17 protein-coding genes are annotated in these 20,263 nt (G+C 43.7%); 5 read left to right on the plus strand and 12 right to left on the minus strand.

Features of this window, described 5'->3' with window-relative positions; all coding sequences use genetic code 11:
• Window positions 1-53: 53 nt before the first annotated feature.
• Complete coding sequence (locus MM817_RS02795) at window positions 54-1,853, minus strand: ABC transporter ATP-binding protein (RefSeq protein ID WP_241711909.1); 1,800 nt, start codon at window positions 1,851-1,853, stop codon at window positions 54-56.
• Complete coding sequence (locus MM817_RS02800; protein WP_241711910.1) at window positions 1,850-3,607, minus strand: ABC transporter transmembrane domain-containing protein; 1,758 nt, start codon at window positions 3,605-3,607, stop codon at window positions 1,850-1,852. The genes MM817_RS02795 and MM817_RS02800 overlap by 4 nt, the downstream gene beginning before the upstream one ends.
• A 168-nt stretch (window positions 3,608-3,775) precedes the next feature.
• Here MM817_RS02800 and MM817_RS02805 point away from each other — a divergent pair, with 168 nt between their 5' ends.
• Window positions 3,776-4,423, plus strand: coding sequence for a nucleotidyltransferase family protein (locus tag MM817_RS02805; protein ID WP_241711911.1), 648 nt, complete (start codon window positions 3,776-3,778; stop codon window positions 4,421-4,423).
• Here MM817_RS02805 and MM817_RS02810 read toward each other — a convergent pair.
• The 8 genes from MM817_RS02810 to MM817_RS02845 all read right to left on the minus strand — a co-directional run bounded on the left by MM817_RS02810 (window position 4,400) and on the right by MM817_RS02845 (window position 12,055).
• The gene (locus tag MM817_RS02810) at window positions 4,400-5,530 is read right to left on the minus strand and encodes an XdhC family protein (protein ID WP_241711912.1); all 1,131 of its coding nucleotides are present in this window, start codon (window positions 5,528-5,530) and stop codon (window positions 4,400-4,402) included. The two genes, MM817_RS02805 and MM817_RS02810, sit on opposite strands and share 24 nt — an antisense overlap.
• Window positions 5,531-5,539: 9 nt before the next feature.
• Entirely contained in the window at window positions 5,540-6,403 is an 864-nt protein-coding gene (locus MM817_RS02815; protein WP_241711913.1) for an FAD binding domain-containing protein, read from the minus strand.
• Complete coding sequence (locus MM817_RS02820; RefSeq protein ID WP_241711914.1) at window positions 6,400-8,754, minus strand: xanthine dehydrogenase family protein molybdopterin-binding subunit; 2,355 nt, start codon at window positions 8,752-8,754, stop codon at window positions 6,400-6,402. Before MM817_RS02820 ends, MM817_RS02815 begins: the two co-directional genes overlap by 4 nt.
• Window positions 8,755-8,758: 4 nt before the next feature.
• Window positions 8,759-9,298, minus strand: coding sequence for a (2Fe-2S)-binding protein (locus MM817_RS02825; RefSeq protein WP_241711915.1), 540 nt, complete (start codon window positions 9,296-9,298; stop codon window positions 8,759-8,761).
• Between the two features lie 69 nt (window positions 9,299-9,367).
• Window positions 9,368-9,808 (minus strand): SRPBCC family protein, encoded by a 441-nt coding sequence (locus MM817_RS02830; protein WP_241712269.1) that lies wholly within the window; start codon window positions 9,806-9,808, stop codon window positions 9,368-9,370.
• Window positions 9,809-10,050: 242 nt separating this feature from the next.
• Window positions 10,051-10,773: an alpha-amylase family glycosyl hydrolase gene (locus tag MM817_RS02835; protein ID WP_241711916.1), complete on the minus strand. Its 723-nt coding sequence runs from the start codon at window positions 10,771-10,773 to the stop codon at window positions 10,051-10,053.
• A 217-nt stretch (window positions 10,774-10,990) separates the two neighbouring features.
• Window positions 10,991-11,443: a hypothetical protein gene (locus MM817_RS02840; RefSeq protein ID WP_241711917.1), complete on the minus strand. Its 453-nt coding sequence runs from the start codon at window positions 11,441-11,443 to the stop codon at window positions 10,991-10,993.
• Window positions 11,444-11,575: 132 nt separating this feature from the next.
• A complete protein-coding gene (locus tag MM817_RS02845) occupies window positions 11,576-12,055 on the minus strand; it encodes a MerR family transcriptional regulator (RefSeq protein ID WP_241711918.1) in 480 nt (159 codons plus the stop codon).
• Between the two features lie 165 nt (window positions 12,056-12,220).
• On the opposite strand from MM817_RS02845, the gene MM817_RS02850 reads away from it, so the two are divergent.
• From MM817_RS02850 to MM817_RS02860, 3 genes are all read left to right on the plus strand, one after another.
• The gene (locus MM817_RS02850; RefSeq protein WP_241711919.1) at window positions 12,221-12,718 is read left to right on the plus strand and encodes a hypothetical protein; all 498 of its coding nucleotides are present in this window, start codon (window positions 12,221-12,223) and stop codon (window positions 12,716-12,718) included.
• Between the two features lie 180 nt (window positions 12,719-12,898).
• The gene (locus MM817_RS02855) at window positions 12,899-14,563 is read left to right on the plus strand and encodes a long-chain fatty acid--CoA ligase (protein WP_241711920.1); all 1,665 of its coding nucleotides are present in this window, start codon (window positions 12,899-12,901) and stop codon (window positions 14,561-14,563) included.
• A 222-nt stretch (window positions 14,564-14,785) separates the two neighbouring features.
• Entirely contained in the window at window positions 14,786-16,162 is a 1,377-nt protein-coding gene (locus MM817_RS02860; RefSeq protein ID WP_241711921.1) for a dipeptidase, read from the plus strand.
• Window positions 16,163-16,241: 79 nt separating this feature from the next.
• Here MM817_RS02860 and MM817_RS02865 read toward each other — a convergent pair whose 3' ends face one another.
• Both MM817_RS02865 and MM817_RS02870 read right to left on the minus strand, forming a co-directional pair.
• Window positions 16,242-17,678: an APC family permease gene (locus MM817_RS02865; RefSeq protein ID WP_241711922.1), complete on the minus strand. Its 1,437-nt coding sequence runs from the start codon at window positions 17,676-17,678 to the stop codon at window positions 16,242-16,244.
• 249 nt (window positions 17,679-17,927) lie between these two features.
• Window positions 17,928-19,337, minus strand: a complete 1,410-nt coding sequence (locus MM817_RS02870) for a hypothetical protein (protein WP_241711923.1) — start codon at window positions 19,335-19,337, stop codon at window positions 17,928-17,930.
• A 472-nt stretch (window positions 19,338-19,809) separates the two neighbouring features.
• Here MM817_RS02870 and MM817_RS02875 point away from each other — a divergent pair, with 472 nt between their 5' ends.
• Window positions 19,810-20,178, plus strand: coding sequence for a hypothetical protein (locus MM817_RS02875; RefSeq protein ID WP_241711924.1), 369 nt, complete (start codon window positions 19,810-19,812; stop codon window positions 20,176-20,178).
• Window positions 20,179-20,263: the final 85 nt, after the last annotated feature.

Below are 20,263 nucleotides of genomic sequence, written 5' to 3' on the forward strand. Positions count from 1 at the left end.
TGCTAGCAACCAATCTTTATCTATCATACCTGAAATGTCTCCAAAAAACAGGACTACGCTCCCATGTAATTTTCGGGCACCGCTCTTCCACCTTGTTGTAACAAATACATTTTGTGATAAAGACCTTGATGCACAAGTAATTCTTGATGCGTACCTCGCTCCACTACCTCCCCATTATGCAAAACTAATATAAGATCGGCATCTTGAATGGTAGAAAGTCGATGCGCAATGGCAATCGTCGTTCTTCCTTGCCGCATGCGCAATAAGGCATCTTGAATCGCTTCCTCTGTCTCCGTATCCACGCTTGCTGTCGCCTCATCAAGAACGAGAATCTTAGGATCGCGGGCCATCGTCCGTGCAAAAGCGAGCAATTGTCGCTGGCCTGATGATAAAGTGGCACCGCGTTCCCCCAATGGTTCTTCATATTTGTTCGCTAGTTTTTCGATAAAAGTATCAGCTTGAACAAACTGTGCTGCTTGCCTCACTTTTTCATCCGTTATATCAGTATTACCCAAACGAATATTTGATGTGATATCTCCTACAAATACAAATGGATCTTGCAATACAAGACCTATCTTTTTTCGCAATTCTTCATCTGAGAATTGCCTTAAATCCACTCCATCTACAGTAATTCGACCGCGCACCACAGGATAAAACCTCATTAATAAGTTAGCCGTCGAACTTTTTCCGCTCCCTGTGTGACCTACAAGGGCAATTGTTTGTCCTGGCTTTGCAGAAAAAGAAATATGTTTTAGCACATCTGTCTTGCCGTCGTAGGAAAAAGATACATCCTCAAAACAAATTTCCCCTTCTGTAATTGATGGCAGTTGATCCCCTTCTTTTACAGGTGCAAGTTCATCTTCATCAAGTAAATGAAATACCCGATGCGATGACACCATGGCTTGCTGGAACGAATTGAGTCGAAACATCATTTGATTGACAGGCTCGAAAAACTGATCAAGATAACTAATAAAAGCATATAAAACGCCAAGATTCACACGCGCAACGAAGGAATGAAGTCCGAAAAATCCTAAAACTAGTATAAGCGCAAGCAAATACAACGAATCTATCAATGGACGTAAAAGTAGACTATTGAATTTAATATTACGAATGCGCGCACTCCGATATGCGTGATTAATTTTTTCAAACTCCGCTCGCAATCGATTTTCTTGACTCATGGCCTGCACGACATACATCCCCTGTAATGACTCACTCAATTTAGCATTTAACAGGCTCAGGCGATGACGAGCTAGATGAAAAATACGCGAACTAAAATGTCGGTACAAAGCCATAATGGCCACAATAATTGGAGCAAGCACCACGCAAAACAACGCTAATTGCCTATTTAAAAAAAACATAGATATATAAATTCCGATAAGCAACACAATATTTTGTACAAACGTCGACATGACGCTCACATACATATCTTTAATGGACTCCGTATCATTGGTAATCCGTGATACAAGCATACCACTTGGCGTGCGATCAAAATAAGAAAGACCTAATTGTTGCACCTTGTTAAACACGTCAATCCGGAGTTGCGAAATGATGAGTAGAGCAACTTTTTGAAAAAGCAGTAGTTGTGTGAAATTAAACAGAGCAGTTGCAATGTTTAATCCCAAATAGGTTGCTCCTAACAAAAGCAATGGGACGTAGGGAAATCTGTGCAAAACAAGATAGTTATCAATAAAAACTTTAATTAAAATTGGGCCAAGTACATTTGCGCCTGTAGCTAAAATTAAAACAAAAAATGCAACTATTAAAATCTTAGTGTGCGGTTTTACATAGCGGAGCATCCGCATCAAGATAGAGCCCTCAATAGGCATCACTTGAACATCATCGATATCCATCATGCGCGGACACCCCCATGCTCGACCAGATCTTCTAACTGCTGACTTCGATACATCGTTGCATAGAGCCCATCTACCTTCATCAAATCCTCATGCGTCCCTGATTCTGCAATGCGTCCGTCATCCAAAACGATGATGAGATTGGCATGCTCTACAGCACTTAACCGGTGAGCAGAAATAATCGTTGTCCTCCCTTGCCTTTTATCTTTAAGCTCATCCAAAATGTGCGCCTCTGTTCGCGCATCAACAGCAGATAGAGAGTCATCTAGTATGAGGATTTCAGCGTCTAAAAGTAGTGCTCGCGCAATAGAAAGACGCTGTTTTTGACCGCCTGAAAGCGTCACACCGCGCTCACCGACTACCGTGTCATAACCCTTTGGAAATCGCAATATATCCTCATGAATTGAAGCAATTCTAGCCGCCTCTGCAATTTCTGATTGTGTAGCCATGGGCCTTGCAAAAGCAATATTTTCCGCAATAGTGGCTGAGAAAAGAAAATGATCTTGAGGCACATAAGCTATCGTTTTTCGCAATGAACTCTTTTCCACTCTGTAAATTGAATGCATGCCGATACTTACGTCACCATCTTCAACATCAAATTCCCTCAAAAAGAGTCGTAATAGCGTAGTCTTCCCACTGCCTGTTCGACCGACGACACCGAGTGTGTATCCTTGTTTCACTTTAAAATGGACAGATCGCAAACTCTCCTTTGTCGCCATTGGATACGTAAAATGATTAATGTGCACATCAATATCCCCACTGATATCTGCAGCATAAGCATCTACTCGATCTGAGACATCCTCTTTTATCGCAAGTAACTTTTGGATCCGATCATAAGAGGCGTGACCACGTTCAACAATATTAAATAACCACCCAAATGCCAACATCGGCCATATTAATTGACCAAGATACATGGAAAAAGTAGTCAGACTACCGATTGTTAATCGTCCATGTGCCACTTCATATCCTCCGACTGCAATGCTCAAAAAGTACGACAGTCCTACAATGATTTGAATCGTCGGATCAAATAATGAATCAATCTTTGCTACCGAGTAGTTTTTTGCTACCACATCTTTAGACAATGAAACAAAATTCTCTTGTTCTACATGTTCTTGACCAAATGCCTTGATGACACGCATGCCAGAGATATTTTCTTGCACGCGATCGTTGAGATCAGAAAAAGCAGCCTGAGCCTTATCAAAGCGATTATGCAATATTTTCCCATATCGACTCGTGGCATATGCCATAATTGGCATGGGAAGTAAGGCGACAATCGTGAGCTTTAAACTGATCGTAGAAATCATGGTGATCATGACCACTGCACCAGTTGTCATGGAATCGACGAGTGTTAAAATACCATCCATGGCTGTCTGTTCTACCGCTGATATATCATTGGTTGAATGCGCCATTAGATCGCCTACACGTTTTGTTTGGTAAAATTGCGGTGACATTTTTGTAAAATGATCAAATAATTGCTCGCGCAATTTTGTGGATAACTCAATAGCCGCTCCAAACAATAACCATCGCCACGCATAGCGCAAAAGATAGGTAGACACAGCCACGGCAAGAATGATACCTAGCCATAGTAAGAGATGTGCCATCGTCAAATCTTTACGTTCTATAGAATCAATGACTAACCCGACAAGTTGCGGCGGAATCAAGTTCAGTACTGCAACAACAACCAGTGTTGCAACGGCAGAGATATACCGCCATTTCTTACTCCGGAAATACCACATAAGATCAAGAAATACTCGCAAAAGATCATCTTCCCTTAAAGTGTAATCAAATGAATGTAGTAGAAGTGCAGCAACCGAGGATATGAAGAAGAAAGAATCATGAAATAAAGCCATGACATGTAGAGTCAATATATACTATATTATAAAAACTACGCAACTACTTTCGACCATACATAGGGGGCACCATTGATGACAACTGTCATATCCAGTTCTCACGCCCATTCAATTGCAGGTATTATTCTTGCCGCAGGGCAATCGACGCGCATGGGTCGCCCTAAAGCTCTTCTTGAGGTGGACGGTCGCCCTATGATTCGCTTTGCAGTCGAGGCTGCTATACAAGCAGATGTGTCTCCAATCTGGGTCATTGCGGGGCAATGGCATCAGGCCATGGCCTCTGCTTTGAGTGATCTTCCGGTAACTGTTATCTATAACAAAGACTTTCGAGAAGGAATGTCTACATCATTACGCCTTGGTATCTTGCAAGCCAAGGATGCTTTTGTACAAGGTGCTATGATTTTACTTGCAGATCAACCATTCATATCAAGCTCACTACTTTCAACATTACTTTACACCTATAAAAAACAAAAGCAGCAAGGCATATTGATTGTGCGCCCCACACACAATCATGTGCCTAACCACCCAGTCATATTTGATGCATCACTATTCCCCGAATTTTCGTCTCTTCGAGGCGATGAAGGAGCACGTTCTATCATCGCAGCACACGCCTCTCATACGCTCTTCGTGCCATGCCAAGAGCCCATGTGGCATCTTGACATCGACACGAACGATGAATGGGAACGTCTAAAGCCTGATTTACAAAAGCTTTGCGACAGGTAAACAACACCTAGAGTTGCGATGCTGTACTACTTGTGCCACTATGCTCACAGCGATCTCCTCAGGCCCTTGTGCTAAGATAGGCAAGCCAATCGGTGAATACACATAATTAGGTACTGAATCCGGAGCAAACAAGCGCTCCGTACGTGCCATGGGGCCGAGTATTCCGAGATATCGCACCGGCTGTTCCCGCAAAAATTGAACCCACGCGACATCCCATGTAAAACTATGCGTCATGACAAAAGCGTACGTTCCTTCAGGTACTACAAGTTGTTCTCTTGCTTGCGTTGGTTGCATCATAAGGAGCTCAGAAGCTTGCGAGAAGTACTGTTCCTGCAGATACGCACTGCGCGGATCCACTACAGTCACCCGAAATCCCACTTGTGCAAGCAACGCGACGAGCGGGCGCGCATCGGGACCTGCACCAAATACAAAAGCAGCATACTTCGGTTGTAGTCTATCCAGAAAGTAAAGCATCTGCGGCCCCACTTCTGTAGGCTGAGTAGCTTCATTCTTTGAAAAAGACAACAACTGTTGCGTCCACTCTTCATCGAGATGTACATCACCAACTGAACCGATCACCTGTTGATTGGCGCTTAATGCCATGGTGCTAACGTGCACGTTAACACCATGACCATCACATAGATGTTGACTTTGCATATCTATACGCCGCACCAAAAAAACAGGCTGACCCTCTTCGATTTCCTTTACAATTTTTATCCAGGTATTGCTCTCTTGTGCGTTACCACCCCAGTCAAGACGTTCAAGTAAAACATCAATTACTCCATTGCAACCTGACCCTTTACCCCAGCCTTCGTCACTTTGTGCAGCCAGGTTATACGTATACATGTACGCTTTACCATGAGTGAATACTTCTTTTGCACGATGCATCACATCTTCTTCTAAACAACCTGCGCTAAGCGTACCAAACAGTTGCCCATCCTGTCCGATCAACATCTTAGCGCCCTCTTTGCGATAGGCAGATCCTTTTACTCTTACAATCGTTGCAAGGACCATAGCCTGCCCTTGTCGCATACACTCCACTAGCTGTTCTGCAACTCCATCCATGTTTGTGCCAAGCTCAAGGGCCGGCTCCCCCCTTTTATCCACAAGTGGTCATTACTCATTCAAACCCGCTACTCGCAACAGCGCTCTTTTTACATACACAGAACATAGATGCGCTCGATACTGCGCACTGGCAAATAAATCGTCTGCCATCATACCATCCTTTGCCGCAAACATTGCAGCTGCCGCGATGTGTTCGCGGGTCAGTGGTTTACCAGTTAACGCTTCCTCTACCGCTTGCGCACGATAAGGCATGTCACCTGCACCTGTTATCGCTACGCGAATATCCTCTACAACTCCATCGCTAACCGTCACGACTGCTGCAACTCCAACGACTGCATACCCTGAAGCTGGATGAGCAAACTTTTCATATGCTCCCCTTGCGTGTGCAGACGGTATGTGAAATGACACGCTAGTAAGAACACTATTCTCAGGAAGCGCCGTGATGAGTGGGCCAAGGAAAAAATCCTCCGAGGAGAATGTCTCAGTACCTTGTGCACTCATGACTTGAAATTGCGCATCCAGCGCCAGTGCTACTGCAGGAAGATCAGATGCCGGATCTGCATGTGCGAGATTTCCTCCAATCGTCCCGCGATTACGGACTTGAAGATCTCCAATTTGGCTAGCCGTTTCAGCAAGAATAGGGAGTCGCTCACGCACTAAAGGATTCGTCATGATTTGATAGTGTGTGAGCAAAGCACCTACAGAAAGCCGATCTCCCGTAACTTTCACGGCGCGTAACCCTTCAATACCAGAAATGTCTATCAATGTTCCAGGACTTGTCAAACGCAACTTCATCATGGGAAGCAAACTATGTCCACCTGCAATTAGCTTTCCTTCTCCATCAGATGCTCGTAACAGTTCAATCGCCTCTTGTACCGATGAGGCTCGTTCGTAGGCAAATGCACTTGGAATCATGCAGATTCGCCCCCCTTCTCCATAGCTCTCCATACTTTTTCCGGCGTAAGAGGCATATCGAGATCGCGCACGCCAAACGGACGAAGTGCATCAACTACTGCATTAACCACAGTCGGTGTTGATGCAATCGTGCCCGTCTCTCCAATCCCTTTTACACCCAGTAGATTTTGCGGTGCAGGCGTTTCTGTAAACGCAGTCTCAAATTCAGGGAAAAAGTGCGCCTTAGGCATCGCGTAATCCATAAATGTCCCTGTCAATAATTGTCCTTGATCATCGTAAATAGCACCTTCCCACAGTGCCTGACCGATACCTTGAGCAATCCCACCATGAACTTGCCCTTCTGCAATCATGGGATTAATCACACGACCGCAGTCATCTACTGCCACATAACGCAATATTTTTATTTCGCCTGTCTCTCGATCCACTTCAACCATGCAAAAATGCGTGCCAAAAGGATAGACGAAGTTCACTGGATCATAAAACGAGTGTCCCTCTAACCCAGGTTCCACACCAGATGGTAGATTCCAAGCAAGATAGGCTTGCAACACCACTTCTTGAAAAGTCGCTTGCCTTACTGCTCCATCCTCATTGTTTGTGTAAAATATCCCCTTATCAAACTCAACATTTTCTTCTACTGTCAACAACATATGAGCTGCAATTTTGCGGGCTTTGTCGATCACTCGATCTACAGCAATAGCAAGTGCATTCCCACCCACAGGTGTCGTACGCGATCCATACGTTCCCCATCCCATAGCGATGCGATCCGTATCGCCATGCACAATCTCCACGTCATCGATAGGAATTCCCAGACGATCACCAACAATCTGAGCAAACGTTGTTTCTTCACCTTGTCCGTGTGGAGATGCACCAGTAAACACAGTTACCTTGCCAGTTGGATGCACTCGAACCGTCGAACTCTCCCAAAGTCCGCCTTGGAATCCCACTGCACCTGCCACCTGTGAAGGGCCAAGTCCACAGATTTCGACGTAGGTTGTACATCCGATCCCAACGTAACGGCCTTGACTTCGCAGCTCTTCTTGTTCCTTGCGAAATGTCTCATAGCCAATCATACCTATCGCCTTATCCAATGCTTGTTGATAGTTTCCGCTATCATACTCAAGCCCAAGCGCAGAGTGATAAGGGAATTCATCGGCACCAATTAAGTTCTTACGGCGAACTTCAACTGGATCCATCGAAAGTTCCATTGCAAATAGATCAACCATACGTTCCAAGAGATACGTTGCCTCTGGTCGACCTGCACCGCGATATGCATCTGTTGGAGTCGTATTAGTGAATACACCATATACATCCACTTTCGCATGAGCAAAACGGTATGCCCCTGGGACTATCAGTCCAAATAGGATGGTCGGTACACCGGGTCCCGCCGTTGAGAGATAGGCCCCCATGTTGGCCATATTGCGCACGCGAATCGCCGTCAATGTACCATCTTTTTCTCCAGCGAGATCCACATCAAGAATCATATCGCGCCCATGTGTAGTCACGAGAAAGTTCTCGCGCCGTTCTTCTGTCCATTTCACTGGAATGCCAAGCTCCATCGCAGCAAATCCAACTAGTGCCTCATCGGGATAGCAAGCAATCTTTGATCCAAATCCGCCACCTACATCAATCGCTAAGATACGGATTTTATGCTCTGGCAATCCTAAAATTCCCGATAGTAACAGTCGATGAATATGTGGATTTTGCGTTGTCACCCACATCGTTAAGCTACCAGTACTCTTGTTATACTGCGCAACTGAGGAACGAGGTTCCATCGCGTTTGGAATTAAGCGCTGCTGTACAAATCGATGACTGACATGAACAGGTGCAGATTCAAACATTTCATCGGTTGCATCCCCTGCCTGCCAATGAAAGGCAATATTATGCGGTGCATCACTGTGTACGAGTGGCGCTGCATCATCCATTGCGGCTTCTTGATTGACGACAGCTGGTAAAACCTCATATTCAACAGCAATGAGTTCCAGTGCATCTTTTGCCGCGTATAGATCATCTGCTACAACCATCGCCACTCCGTCACCCACATAGCGAACCCGATCCAACGCAAGTGCAGGGTGGGCAGTTGCTTTGATGTCAGAGTCCGGTGGAAGCCACGCAGTAGGAATCGGACCCACCCTTTGTTCAATGTCCTTCCCAGTAAATACTGCGATCACTGACGGGTGCTCTAACGCCTTAGAAACATCTATGTTTTTGATCAGGGCATGCGCATACGGGCTTCTCAAAATAGCCGCATGTGCCAGATTCTGAAGTTTGACATCATCTGTGTATGTGCCCTGTCCTGTGATTAACCGGGGATCCTCTTTTCGTTTTACAGTACCTCCAAAGACGCCACTCATTCACCTATCTCCCTTCGTACGCTTCACGATGAATGTTCGACGCAGCCACTTCACTTTCAACCGCAGAACTTTCTGTGAGATTGGCCGCATATTGAACAGCACGAACGATATTTTGATAGCCGGTACATCGACAAATCACGCCTTCTAGTCCGTGTCTAATTTCTTCTTCCGTGGGATGCGGATTTTGTTCAAGTATGCCTACAGCAGCCATCATGACGCCTGGCGTGCAAAAACCACATTGCAACCCATGCTTCTCCCAAAATCCTTCTTGGACTGGATGCAAATGATCAATCGTCCCTAAACCCTCTACTGTTGTAATCGTTTGTTTATCTGTCTGAACAGCTAGTACTGTGCAAGACTTGACTGCCTGACCATCCAATAACACAGTACATGCCCCACACTGACTAGTGTCACATCCTACATGGGTTCCACATAGTCCAAGCTTTTCTCGCAACAAATGCACGAGTAACAATCGCGGCTCAACATCTAGGGAATGCAGCATTCCGTTTATAGTTATTTCCACAGACGTGTTCGTTATCGCCATGTCCGGTCCTCCCCACATTCATGAGATACACTTAATCACACAAACCATGTAAACTACCTGTGCACTTCCCTATAACGCATGTTGTTTCATATCATCATCCACATTTTTGAAAAAACGACCCAATAACAGACGAGCAACGCTACCCATAACTCGTTGCCCCACTGATGCGAGTAACCCAGTCACTTGAATATCTGCAAGACACACAATATCTGTACCCGTATCAGTTTCGATTAAAGAAACGGGTGAATCTGCATGCAATTCTCCTGGCTTTCCATTACCATTAAGTAGTAGGCGATAAAATGAAGGTTCTACCTGTTCTAATAAACGTACTTCTCCAGTAAACAACCCTTTAATTGGCCCAACATCTAGTCCTAATTCCGCATCAAATGCGCCATCTTCTCTTGCCTGCAATCGCTTACACCCAGGTAAAGTGCGACGTAATACGTCCTCATTTTGTAGATAATCCCAAACTTTATTGCGCGGTTGTTGGAATGAATAACGAAACTCCATTTTCAAAAGTAGCTCCACCCCTCCCGTCTCACATATATGAGAAAATCACTAAAATAGAACAGTGGCGGAGAGTTTTCTCCACCTGTTCTTTCTATGCTAGCACTCTATCTTATATCTGACAATTATCATTTTATTAAGTATTCTATTTGTTATAAAAAAGCACAAGATCTAAGGAGGTTCATTTTTCCTCCCTTATCTTGTGCTTATCTGCATTCTACATAATTCTCTCCAAAGTAGTTACTTTAGTTCAATCGATACACTCGACACTCGTAGGGTTGTAACACAAACTGCTTAGGTGTTTCAGTTGCATGAACCTCATAGTTAGCCATGATTAGATCAAAAGACGTATAAGAAAGATGTTCTGGTAAAGTAAACATAGGTTGTCCATCAAAAAAGTTATTGACAACTAACCACACTTCATCATGTAGTGTTCGCGTATAGGCATAGATTTCTTTGTGATCCTCAAGAATCAAATCATACTTGCCATAAACGACGACCTCGTGTGTCTTGCGCAACTCGATTAACTTGCGATAATAGTGAAAGATCGAATCAGCATCTTGTAGTGCTTGCTCCACATTAATCTGCGTAAAATTAGGATTAACCTGTATCCACGGTTCACCCGTCGTAAACTCCGCATGTTTTCCGGGGCCCCACTGCATAGGTGTGCGCGCATTATCGCGTCCTCGCACCTGAATAATACGCATCAGCTTCTCCGGATCTTCACCGCCTGCTATGACGCGGTCTGCCCATAAGTTGTGAATCTCTACATCCTTATAGTATTCAATTCGTTCAAACGCGACGTTTGTCATTCCAATTTCTTCACCTTGATAAATATAAGGTGTACCTTGTTGCATGTGAAGAAAAGTAGCTAGCATTTGCAAATTGAACAGGCGCTGTACTAGTAGACCTGGATGTTGTACTCGGTGCAGGTGAACTAGCCTGATTGGATCCAGAATTAGTCCCACATCCAGCCACCAATCCCCATAAACCAAGCATTGCTACAGCTACAAGAGCTCCATGATGCATTTTTTCATCTATTTATATCTATTTTGAGTAAACAAGAATATTATCCCTTCCCTTTGTCCAAAAAAAAATTTGAATGGCAAGTGCCACTCAAACTAGGATGCGTACATTATGTACTTTTATATAATGTAAGTGATATAAGTATATTAAGCAGATATATTAAGCAGATGACTGCATAAATACCCCAAGCCCGTATATAAAGAGCGAGATAACGAAGCCAATAGCCATATATAGTGAGTTTACTGCCTTTTGTCCATCCAGTAAAAATAATAGACCATTTAGTGATGAAAATAAAAACAACACGACCCCAAGCCAACCTATGATGATCCATTTGGCAGAATGAGAACGATGTGCACGGTATAGAAAAATCATCGAAAGAGCAATGAGTAATACCCCAAGCCCCGAATGCCCCTCAAGAATAGGATTGCTAAATGATAATGACCAATTGAGTGCAATAAGTAATTTTTCCCAATAAGGTAGCGACTGTGTCCCGGGAATGACAGCAGGTATTGCTACATATAGGTTCATCATCATCCCTACCACGAATTGAATCAGCAATAAGATTGAAATCATCGCTGCAAAGTGATCGAGCCTTCGCATTACACTTCGCACACTCTCCCCCTCCTTTTACCACACTGCTATCCTATCACAGCTAGTCGTAGAGAGCGAGAGTGCGCATACTAGTCGATTCCATATCATGCACATAGGTATATACGGGAAAACCGTCACTTTCTCCTGGCTCTCCTATAAACTGAACACACGCGAAAATACAGATCGTTGCTTCATACGCGTGGGACGAGACTGTTGCATCTGACTTAGAATTTCACTTTGAATATAACTTACTGTCCGTAACCGCTCATCAATGTAGTCCTTCATCTCTTGTGCTTGGCGCTTGGCAAGTTCCTCTAGTTGGAGAGCAAATGCACTGCTGATCGCCTCCACATTTACTGCAGGTGCATCTACATTCACGTCTTCCTGGTCAGTCACAGCCACCTGATAAAACGTTGAAAAAACTTCGCGGATCACCGCCAAAGATAATCCTTGTGCGCGCAATTGATTGACTTTTTCAAGTCGGGATACAAGTTCCTCTGTATAGACCCTACATCCATTTTCATCACGCTCGATGGCCATGTAATCGACAAGTTCCTTCTCCCAGTTACGAACGGTTCCTTGTGATACACCAATACTTTCTGCCACTTCAGAGATGCTATACGTACGCTTCATATAGAATGGATACCCCCTGTAATATGATAAATAAGATATTCGCGCCTCCTTCTGTCGAATCCTTTGACGAACCAAGAGAGCTTTTGTCGAGTGAGCGTCGAGTCATGACTTATTTAATTTAGTGAATAAATATAGTACTATTATTCTATTGGAGGTATCTACACTTTGTCACTTTTAGATTGGACCTATCTATTTTTATTTATCACTTCATTATTTGGCGCGGTGCTTTTTTTTGGTTTTACGTTTCGATTGCGCATTTCATATCCACTAGTATTCGTCGTATCCCATGTAACCTTAGCCTCAGTGACTTGGGTTTTATTTAGCATTACATTGATTAGGCATTTGATCGGCTGGTCAGAACACCAAGTACAAAATAGTACCATAATCTATTTATTGCTTGGGTATCTTGTATTTACTTTTACATACGTGATCGGCATCTATTTCTTCTTTCGCTATGATGCAAAAAGAAAGCACCCTGGATTACAATCCATTGCGCTACATCTAGCGCTAGCAGGTCTTACTTTTGTATTCGTCACTTCCTCCTACGTTGTTGTTACTGTGACTCAAAATCACTCTGTAGTCGATCATACACTGGGTGCAAAAAGTCCTGTATGGTTCCTCGTCCATCGAGATCAAGTCATTCATAGTCATCAAAAACAATAAAGACACTCATACAGTGTATACATTAGCGTTCATCTAGCTTTTGTATGGCTGTATGAACACAATTTTTAAAAATCAGACTTGTTTATTTTTAATCAGGAGATTAGACTAAGAGTACTTTCTTTTCAAGTACATTGTAAGCGGTCCCAGATAGAATGACCTGCAGGAGGGACGGTTCTTATCATGACGATCACTAAGCACCTTGATTTTTGGCCACGCCACTTACCCACATGGCTAGAAGTTCCACACACCTCTCTTTATCATAATTTACAAGTATCTGCTATGCGTTACCCTACACGGACAGCCATTTTTTACTATGGTACAAAGGTATCCTATGAAACTCTACTTCTTCAAGTTGATAGGTTAGCCGCCTATTTACACATCGAGTGCCATGTCAATCAAGGAGACTCTGTACTGCTATACATGCAAAATTCCCCACAGTATGTCATCTCCTTTTATGCCATAGTTAGTCTTGGCGCAGTAGTCATACCCATTAATCCAATGAGTGTCACGGAAGATCTTATGTTTTATGAACAGGATAGCAAAGCAAAGATCGCCATAATCGGTCAAGAATTATACGCCAATGTAGCTCCCCTCATTAGCTCTGATTTACTATCACAAGTGATTGTAGCTACCTACTCAGATTTTATAGACTTTCAAGATGAATTTGAGATGCCAAAAGTAGTAACTACCCTTTCTCACATACCTGCATCACCAACAGTCATCCTTTGGAAGGAAGCGCTCGCAAACTCGCTTGACATACTTCCGATTGCCGTTCTTCCATCTGATATTGCTGTACTACCTTATACTTCTGGGACTACTGGAAAACCAAAAGGTTGTATTCATACACACGAAACAGTTCAAACAAACGCAGTTGGTGGTGCGTTATGGTCATATATGACAAGCAGTTCTGTCATTCTTGCTACACTTCCATTGTTTCACGTAACTGGCATGGAACACAGCATGAACGCACCCATCTATGTTGGCGCTACAATGGTCATCATGACGCGGTGGAATCGAGATACTGCTGCACAATTAATTGAAAAAACAGGTTGCACACACTGGACCAATATCGCCACGATGGTCGTCGACTTTCTCTCTAACCCTAAGCTATCTATGTATAATATATCTACGTTAAAGGGGATAGGAGGAGGCGGTGCAACATTACCTGCCGCTGTTGGAAACCAGTTACTCGCTTTAACAGGAGTTGCCTATGCAGAAGGTTATGGTCTCTCTGAAACGATGTCACAAACGCATTTCAATCCTCCTGATCGACCCAAGATGCAATGTATGGGCATCCCCTCATTTAATGTGGACGCCCGTATTATCGATCCAATGACCTTAGAAGAACTCGGACCCAATGCGGAAGGTGAAATCATTGTCCATGGTCCACAAATTTGTAAAGGCTATTTTCACCGGCCAGAAGAAACGCAAAAAGCATTTATAGAATTTGAAGGGAAAACATTTTTTCGCACCGGAGATATTGGGAAATACGATGAAGAAGGCTATTTTTTCATGGTTGATCGCATGAAACGAATGATTAATGCAGCTGGATTTAAGGTGTGGCCTTCAGAAGTGGAATCACTCCTTTATCGCCATCCTGCAATCTTACAAGCCTGTGTTATTGGCGTACCTGATCCACGCAGAGGTGAAACAGTGAAGGCATACATCATCCCCAAAAAAGAATATCGAGACACTGTAACGGAGCTAGAAGTGATGGAATGGTCCAAAGAGCATATGGCAGCTTATAAGATTCCAAGAATCGTAGAATTTGTAGAAAAACTCCCCACATCTGCTACAGGAAAAGTACTATGGAGGGAACTTCAGGAACAAGAAAAAAATAAGTAGTCTGCTGATTGGCTATAAACTTCATCTGGTGCGTAACGTATGTGTGCGACCGAAGGGAAGCGTCACGCATCCGGGCACGAAGGTGAAGCGCATGCCGTGACGCTTCGCGAGGATCCAGTGACCACATGGAAAAAGGTTCACTAGTCATTGTCAATGCTAGGATGGACTACTTATGCTACGATATATGCAATCTTTCAACGTTATGGGAGTGAAGCAAAGCATATGTCGACATTTTCACAATCATTGCATCGTTATTTCGAAGCACATGAAGATGAGCATCTTAAAGAACTCATTGAATTTCTACGAATCCCAAGCATTAGTACTCTTGAGGAACATCACAAAGACATCAACGCAGCCTGTTCTTGGTTGATTAACAAACTCACTATTGCTGGCCTAGAAAATGTGCAAGCAATTGAAACGGATGGTTATCCGTTCGTATACGCAGACTGGCTACATGCACCAGGAAAACCAACCGTATTAATCTATGGCCACTATGATGTACAACCTGTAGATCCTATTGAACTGTGGGAATCACCCCCTTTTTCTCCTGTTGTGCAAGATGACAAGATCTATGCTAGAGGTGCTACTGATGACAAAGGGCAAGTTTTTTTACACATTAAGGCGATTGAGGCTCTATTAGCACTCACCGGGGAACTCCCTATCAATATCAAATGTTGCATCGAAGGAGAAGAAGAGGTGGGCAGTTTTGGTCTTACGAAGTGGCTTGAAAATAACCAAGAGTTACTCGCCGCAGACTTCATTGTCATCTCTGATACTCCGCTCATGCAACAAGGAATCCCAGCTATTTGCTATGCTGTACGTGGTCTATGCGCGCTACAAATCGATGTACAAGGGCCACAGATGGACCTTCATTCCGGTGGTTACGGCGGTGCAGTCAGTAATCCAATCCATGCACTTGCGAAAATCATTCAATCATTTCATGATGAATCCGGTAAAATTGCCATTGATGGTTTTTATGATGATGTCCTGCACATTGACGTTGAAGAGCGCAATCAGTTTTCCACAGTTGCTCCCCCTGATGAATACCTCATGAATCAATTAGGTGTACCTCATTTATACGGCGAGCCCGGGTACACAGCCATCGAGCGAACGTGGATTCGTCCAGCCATTGATACTAACGGAATCTACGGAGGATTTTCAGGAGAAGGAACAAAAACCATTATCCCGAGTAGTGCACATGCGAAAGTATCCATTCGCCTTGTCCCCGATCAAAAACCAAAGCAGGTATTTGAACAGCTAGAGGCGCACATACAGTTACATGCAATGCCTGGTGTTATCGTGACAACAACAAGAGTAGATGAGGGTTTACCTTATGTGGCATCTCTCGATCATGTAGCAGTACAAGCTGCTCATTATGCCTATCAAGAAGCATATCAAGTAGAACCTGTCTATATACGTATGGGTGGCTCAATTCCTATCGTATCCACGTTCTCTGAGCAATTAAACGCACCCATCATCCTGATGGGTTTTGGATTGCCAGATGAACAGGCTCATGCGCCAAATGAGCATTTTCACCTAGATAACTTTAGAAAAGGGCTATTAACACTTGCTCTCTTTTTCACCCAACTTGCACAATAATATGGATGTCTCCATGACGGGCAGCACAAATCAACCTCTAGGCACTCGCCTAGAGGTTGATTTGATGCAGCGTGTATCTCTACTTATGCATACTTTGTTCGGTAGAAGCGACAGGTATGGTTCCTACCACATCTTCTTTTAGCATAGGTGGAACATCTTTTGCCCTCCATCCGATGATAATACCCACTAGAGCATACGCAATCGTTACGTAGATCACCAGATTCAAGGGCCATGCAGGCATAGGTACAACGCTTGCAACTAGAGGAATAAACATGATGATTGCACCAAGTACTGATGGAATGACCCCTCGAATGAATCCGATATGAAAATGATTTCGTTCTCTCATCCATAGTCTGATCCAACCGATGTTAATGAGAATATACAAGCTCAAACCAAGCAGATCTGCACCAGCTGCGATTGCACTAAACCCATTTGGATAGGGTCGCATGAATAATCCAAAAACTAATACAAGAACTACAGAAACGGAAAAAATTAACCAAGTAGCATAACTAGGCGTGGCATATTTTTTGTGTAGACGGCCGATCCAAGAATAAATTACACCTTCACGACCCATCGCATACATGACACGTGCACTAGCATTGGAACTCGCCAGTGCAATGCCAAATGCCGAGATCATTCCCGCAAGATTGACCGCTGCTCCCATCCAGGACCCCACATAATGATCTGCTAGTAAACTTAGCGGTAAGTTAGCAACTGCAAGCGCATGACCATTGCCAATCCCATAACCTATCGCGATGGCATACGCCACTAAAATATAAAAGAGCCCTCCGATCGTCAGGGTTACAATAATAGATAACGGAATATTGCGATAGCGATTGCGTGTCTCTTCAGCCACAGTTGCAGAAGCCTCAAATCCTGAGAATGCTCCTACGCCATATAACATTCCAAATAAGATACCCACCCAACCATTATGTGAACCTTTTGTAGAAAAAACCTCCATCGTATTGCCGTGTGCGCCACCATGAATCACGATCACAACTGCTAACACAAAAATGATCACTGATTCGACCACAAGCAATACAAGATCTACACGAGCAGACGTTTTAATCCCTCTGATCACCATAAATACAACAAGAAGCATAGCTGCTGCAGCAAATACTAACCAAGAGATGGTTAACCCGAAAACCTGACTGAAAAAACCGGAAGCAAAATAACCAAACACCAGCATATTAGCAGGGAAGTTTAACCCATATGCTAAAAACAACATCCACCCAGAGGAGAAACCAATCACCTTATTAAATGCGATGCGGTTGAATGTATAGGCTGCACCCGCGGAAGCAAATCGCCTTGCAAAATAAATAATGGAGGAAGCTGTAAAAAATGCGCCCACCATGGCAAACACAAAAGCAAGTGGCACCCTTGTCCCAGTAAATTGTGCAATAGCTTGTGGAAGAAAGATGACGCTAGCAGCCGGTGCCATATTGCCAAAGGAGATGGCTAAGGCACCCCAAAATGATATAGATCCATCCTTTAACTGTGTTGAAGTCTCTGCCATCGCATCCATTCCTTTTGTTTGAGTAGTGTACATGCTATGAAAGGGTTTGCATTTACTCTGTATATCACACTTATTTCAAATTTTCCTTTTCTATGAGATATGCCTATTTTACTCATATACTCGTTCATTTCAAACAAGTTTATTATTCCAATTTTAGTATGGACACCTGAAGTAGCATTGGATGCGATGTTGATAACCTATGTAACGATCGCACCCATTACTATTTCAGGGAATATCGCCTACTTTGATCTACATATTGCTACTTGTCATATTGCTACTTGTCATAGGAAGAATAGTCCATACGCCATCATGCATAGTCCATCTCAACTTCATTTCACTTAAAATATGACTCACAGCTTTTGCTGATACAAACGTCGTAAATGTTCCAGACAGCGGATTTTTTGCTACATAACTCATCATTTTACCTTCCATTTTCCCATTGATCCAAATGCCCGCATTCCCTTTCATCATCATAGGTGTTGTACTATGATTAACTTGCAAACTCGTCAACGCCAACTCATGCCCGTTCCACTTACTGGTTACACCAAGCTCATGCAGTTGTTGCATCACATACCATAACGGCACATCGATAGATTTTTGCATGGAAGTTCCCATACGCATCATGCTAACACTAACTGGCATTTTCATGGAATGATTGCCTGCTACCAAGTCGATGGTAGATACACCGAGCGGCATTTTACTTTTCATCCCCATGGTATCTGTGTTACTCCCTGCAAATACCTGAAGATTAGAAAATACAGCTTTTTGACCATGTAAGGTAACTGTAATCGTATAGTCGCCTTTTTTCATGTACACGTTATTGCCATAGTGATAATCCGCCAACTGTAACCGCGTTCCATACATCGCTACGGCTGAGCTCAGCGCCTGCCAATGTGTACTCCCAGCAGGTTGAATACTAATCGTAGGCATCTCATTTTCTACAACTGCTCCTGTCATGCGATTGAATATATGCGCTTCTAAATGATGGTTCACCATATGTCCGTCAAACATCATCGACATGCTAGGCATACTCATCCCAGGAATCGGAACCATAATTTCTCCATGCATGCCTTGCTTTGCTTGCGCTTCGGAAATCATCTTTGCTAATGGACCGATCTGTAAACTAATCAAATAGTCTTTGGTTTCAGCTGTGGCTACTGCAACAGTTGAAGGAAGTGCCACGCCAATGTTTCCATGTGCAACAGTCGTCCATTTGATACCCGTACCCGTTCCCGCAGCATCTGCCACACGAATATACCATCCGTTTTCTGGGATCGCCTGCAGTTTAGGAAGTGTCATGGTCACACTAGCTACTCCACTTGCATTCGCATGTAACATCGGTAACTTCCAAGCTAGAGGCCCCATCGTTCCAGCCATGCCATAATGAATACTATCCGAGTAGCTTTTACCAGGTTGTAATCCTGACATGCTTAGCGAAAGCATAACGCCCTTTCCAGCAACTACTTGCAATTGCGCTTGCCCTTTGATCCCCGTTCCAGGAAGCCCACTAATGGTCACCATATCTTGCGTTAAGCCCGTTTGTCCCACAGTAAACGGCTGTGCTGCAAAACTTGTGCCAGGCATAGCTGCCATCGTCAGTGCAACGGCTGCTGCACCTAGTATTTTTCCTGCTCGTTGTACATGATATTTACCTTTCATAACAATCACTCCTTATACCATCTATGAAATACTTCCATTTCCCATTCGTAGTATACCAAATACTTCTTTATAAAACTCCATTTTATGAGAATATTAGATTTAGATTTTCTCCGCTCACAAAATGGGCGTTTTAGAAGACATACGCCCCCACACTCAGCATACTTTGCGCGTATGTTAAACAGTGTCAAACGATAAGGGGTGAAATCATGGGCGTCTTTGGAGATTACACACGTTGGGCAGTCGTTTTTCTGATTATTTTCGTCTTATTCTTCCTCTTAGTACCAGGTTATGGGGCAACCGCTGGTTACTAACCTCACCTTGCTTTACTTGAAAGAGTGAACCCTACACTATATAAAAATTGAAGATTACCCTTTCAAACAGTAAACTGCGCGGGATACAACTATGTGTCTACTTGCGCAGTTTTCCTTCTTAGAGCAATTCAGATCGTAGAACGATTCAGGAGGTGAACACCATGTGCACAAGAACTATGGCAGAAAGCCACATTGGCCAGTTCGTTCACTTTAGGACGCAATATGGCTATCATCAAGGCATCATTGAAAAAGTGACGAACAATCAAGCCATTATTGTGTCGCCAAAGCAATATGTGCCTGCACAACTAGTTTCATCAACGTTAGATTCTAATGACATGGAGAAATTAGATATGGCGTTGGCATTTTGGGGTGGACCCGGCATGGGTGGTTATCCAGGTGCTGCAGCAAGAAGAGGGTATGCTGGCGCCCCCGGTGGATATGGCATGGGTTATGGCATGGGCGGCTACGGTTGGGCGCGCTGGGCTGTGTCCTTCCTCGCTATCTATGTTTTATTTGGATTATTTTGGTAAATTATGCTTCGTAAAAAAGGGTCAGAGCTACTTACTCTGACCCTTTTCATGTTGTCCAGTCGCTACATGCTTACACAAACTACAT

Origin of the sequence: Sulfoacidibacillus ferrooxidans, assembly GCF_022606465.1 — a bacterium.
Taxonomy (GTDB): domain Bacteria; phylum Bacillota; class Bacilli; order Alicyclobacillales; family SLC66; genus Sulfoacidibacillus; species Sulfoacidibacillus ferrooxidans.

What these genes read in the sequence shown, in the direction of transcription:
- MM817_RS02795 (WP_241711909.1), bottom strand. Translation starts at nt 1,853, where the DNA reads ATGATGGATATCGATGATGTTCAAGTGATGCCTATTGAGGGCTCTATC.
- MM817_RS02805 (WP_241711911.1), top strand. Translation starts at nt 3,776, where the DNA reads ATGACAACTGTCATATCCAGTTCTCACGCCCATTCAATTGCAGGTATT.
- MM817_RS02815 (WP_241711913.1), bottom strand. Translation starts at nt 6,403, where the DNA reads ATGATTCCAAGTGCATTTGCCTACGAACGAGCCTCATCGGTACAAGAG.
- MM817_RS02820 (WP_241711914.1), bottom strand. Translation starts at nt 8,754, where the DNA reads ATGAGTGGCGTCTTTGGAGGTACTGTAAAACGAAAAGAGGATCCCCGG.
- MM817_RS02825 (WP_241711915.1), bottom strand. Translation starts at nt 9,298, where the DNA reads ATGGCGATAACGAACACGTCTGTGGAAATAACTATAAACGGAATGCTG.
- MM817_RS02830 (WP_241712269.1), bottom strand. Translation starts at nt 9,808, where the DNA reads ATGGAGTTTCGTTATTCATTCCAACAACCGCGCAATAAAGTTTGGGAT.
- MM817_RS02845 (WP_241711918.1), bottom strand. Translation starts at nt 12,055, where the DNA reads ATGAAGCGTACGTATAGCATCTCTGAAGTGGCAGAAAGTATTGGTGTA.
- MM817_RS02855 (WP_241711920.1), top strand. Translation starts at nt 12,899, where the DNA reads ATGACGATCACTAAGCACCTTGATTTTTGGCCACGCCACTTACCCACA.
- MM817_RS02860 (WP_241711921.1), top strand. Translation starts at nt 14,786, where the DNA reads ATGTCGACATTTTCACAATCATTGCATCGTTATTTCGAAGCACATGAA.
- MM817_RS02865 (WP_241711922.1), bottom strand. Translation starts at nt 17,678, where the DNA reads ATGGCAGAGACTTCAACACAGTTAAAGGATGGATCTATATCATTTTGG.
- MM817_RS02870 (WP_241711923.1), bottom strand. Translation starts at nt 19,337, where the DNA reads ATGAAAGGTAAATATCATGTACAACGAGCAGGAAAAATACTAGGTGCA.
- MM817_RS02875 (WP_241711924.1), top strand. Translation starts at nt 19,810, where the DNA reads ATGTGCACAAGAACTATGGCAGAAAGCCACATTGGCCAGTTCGTTCAC.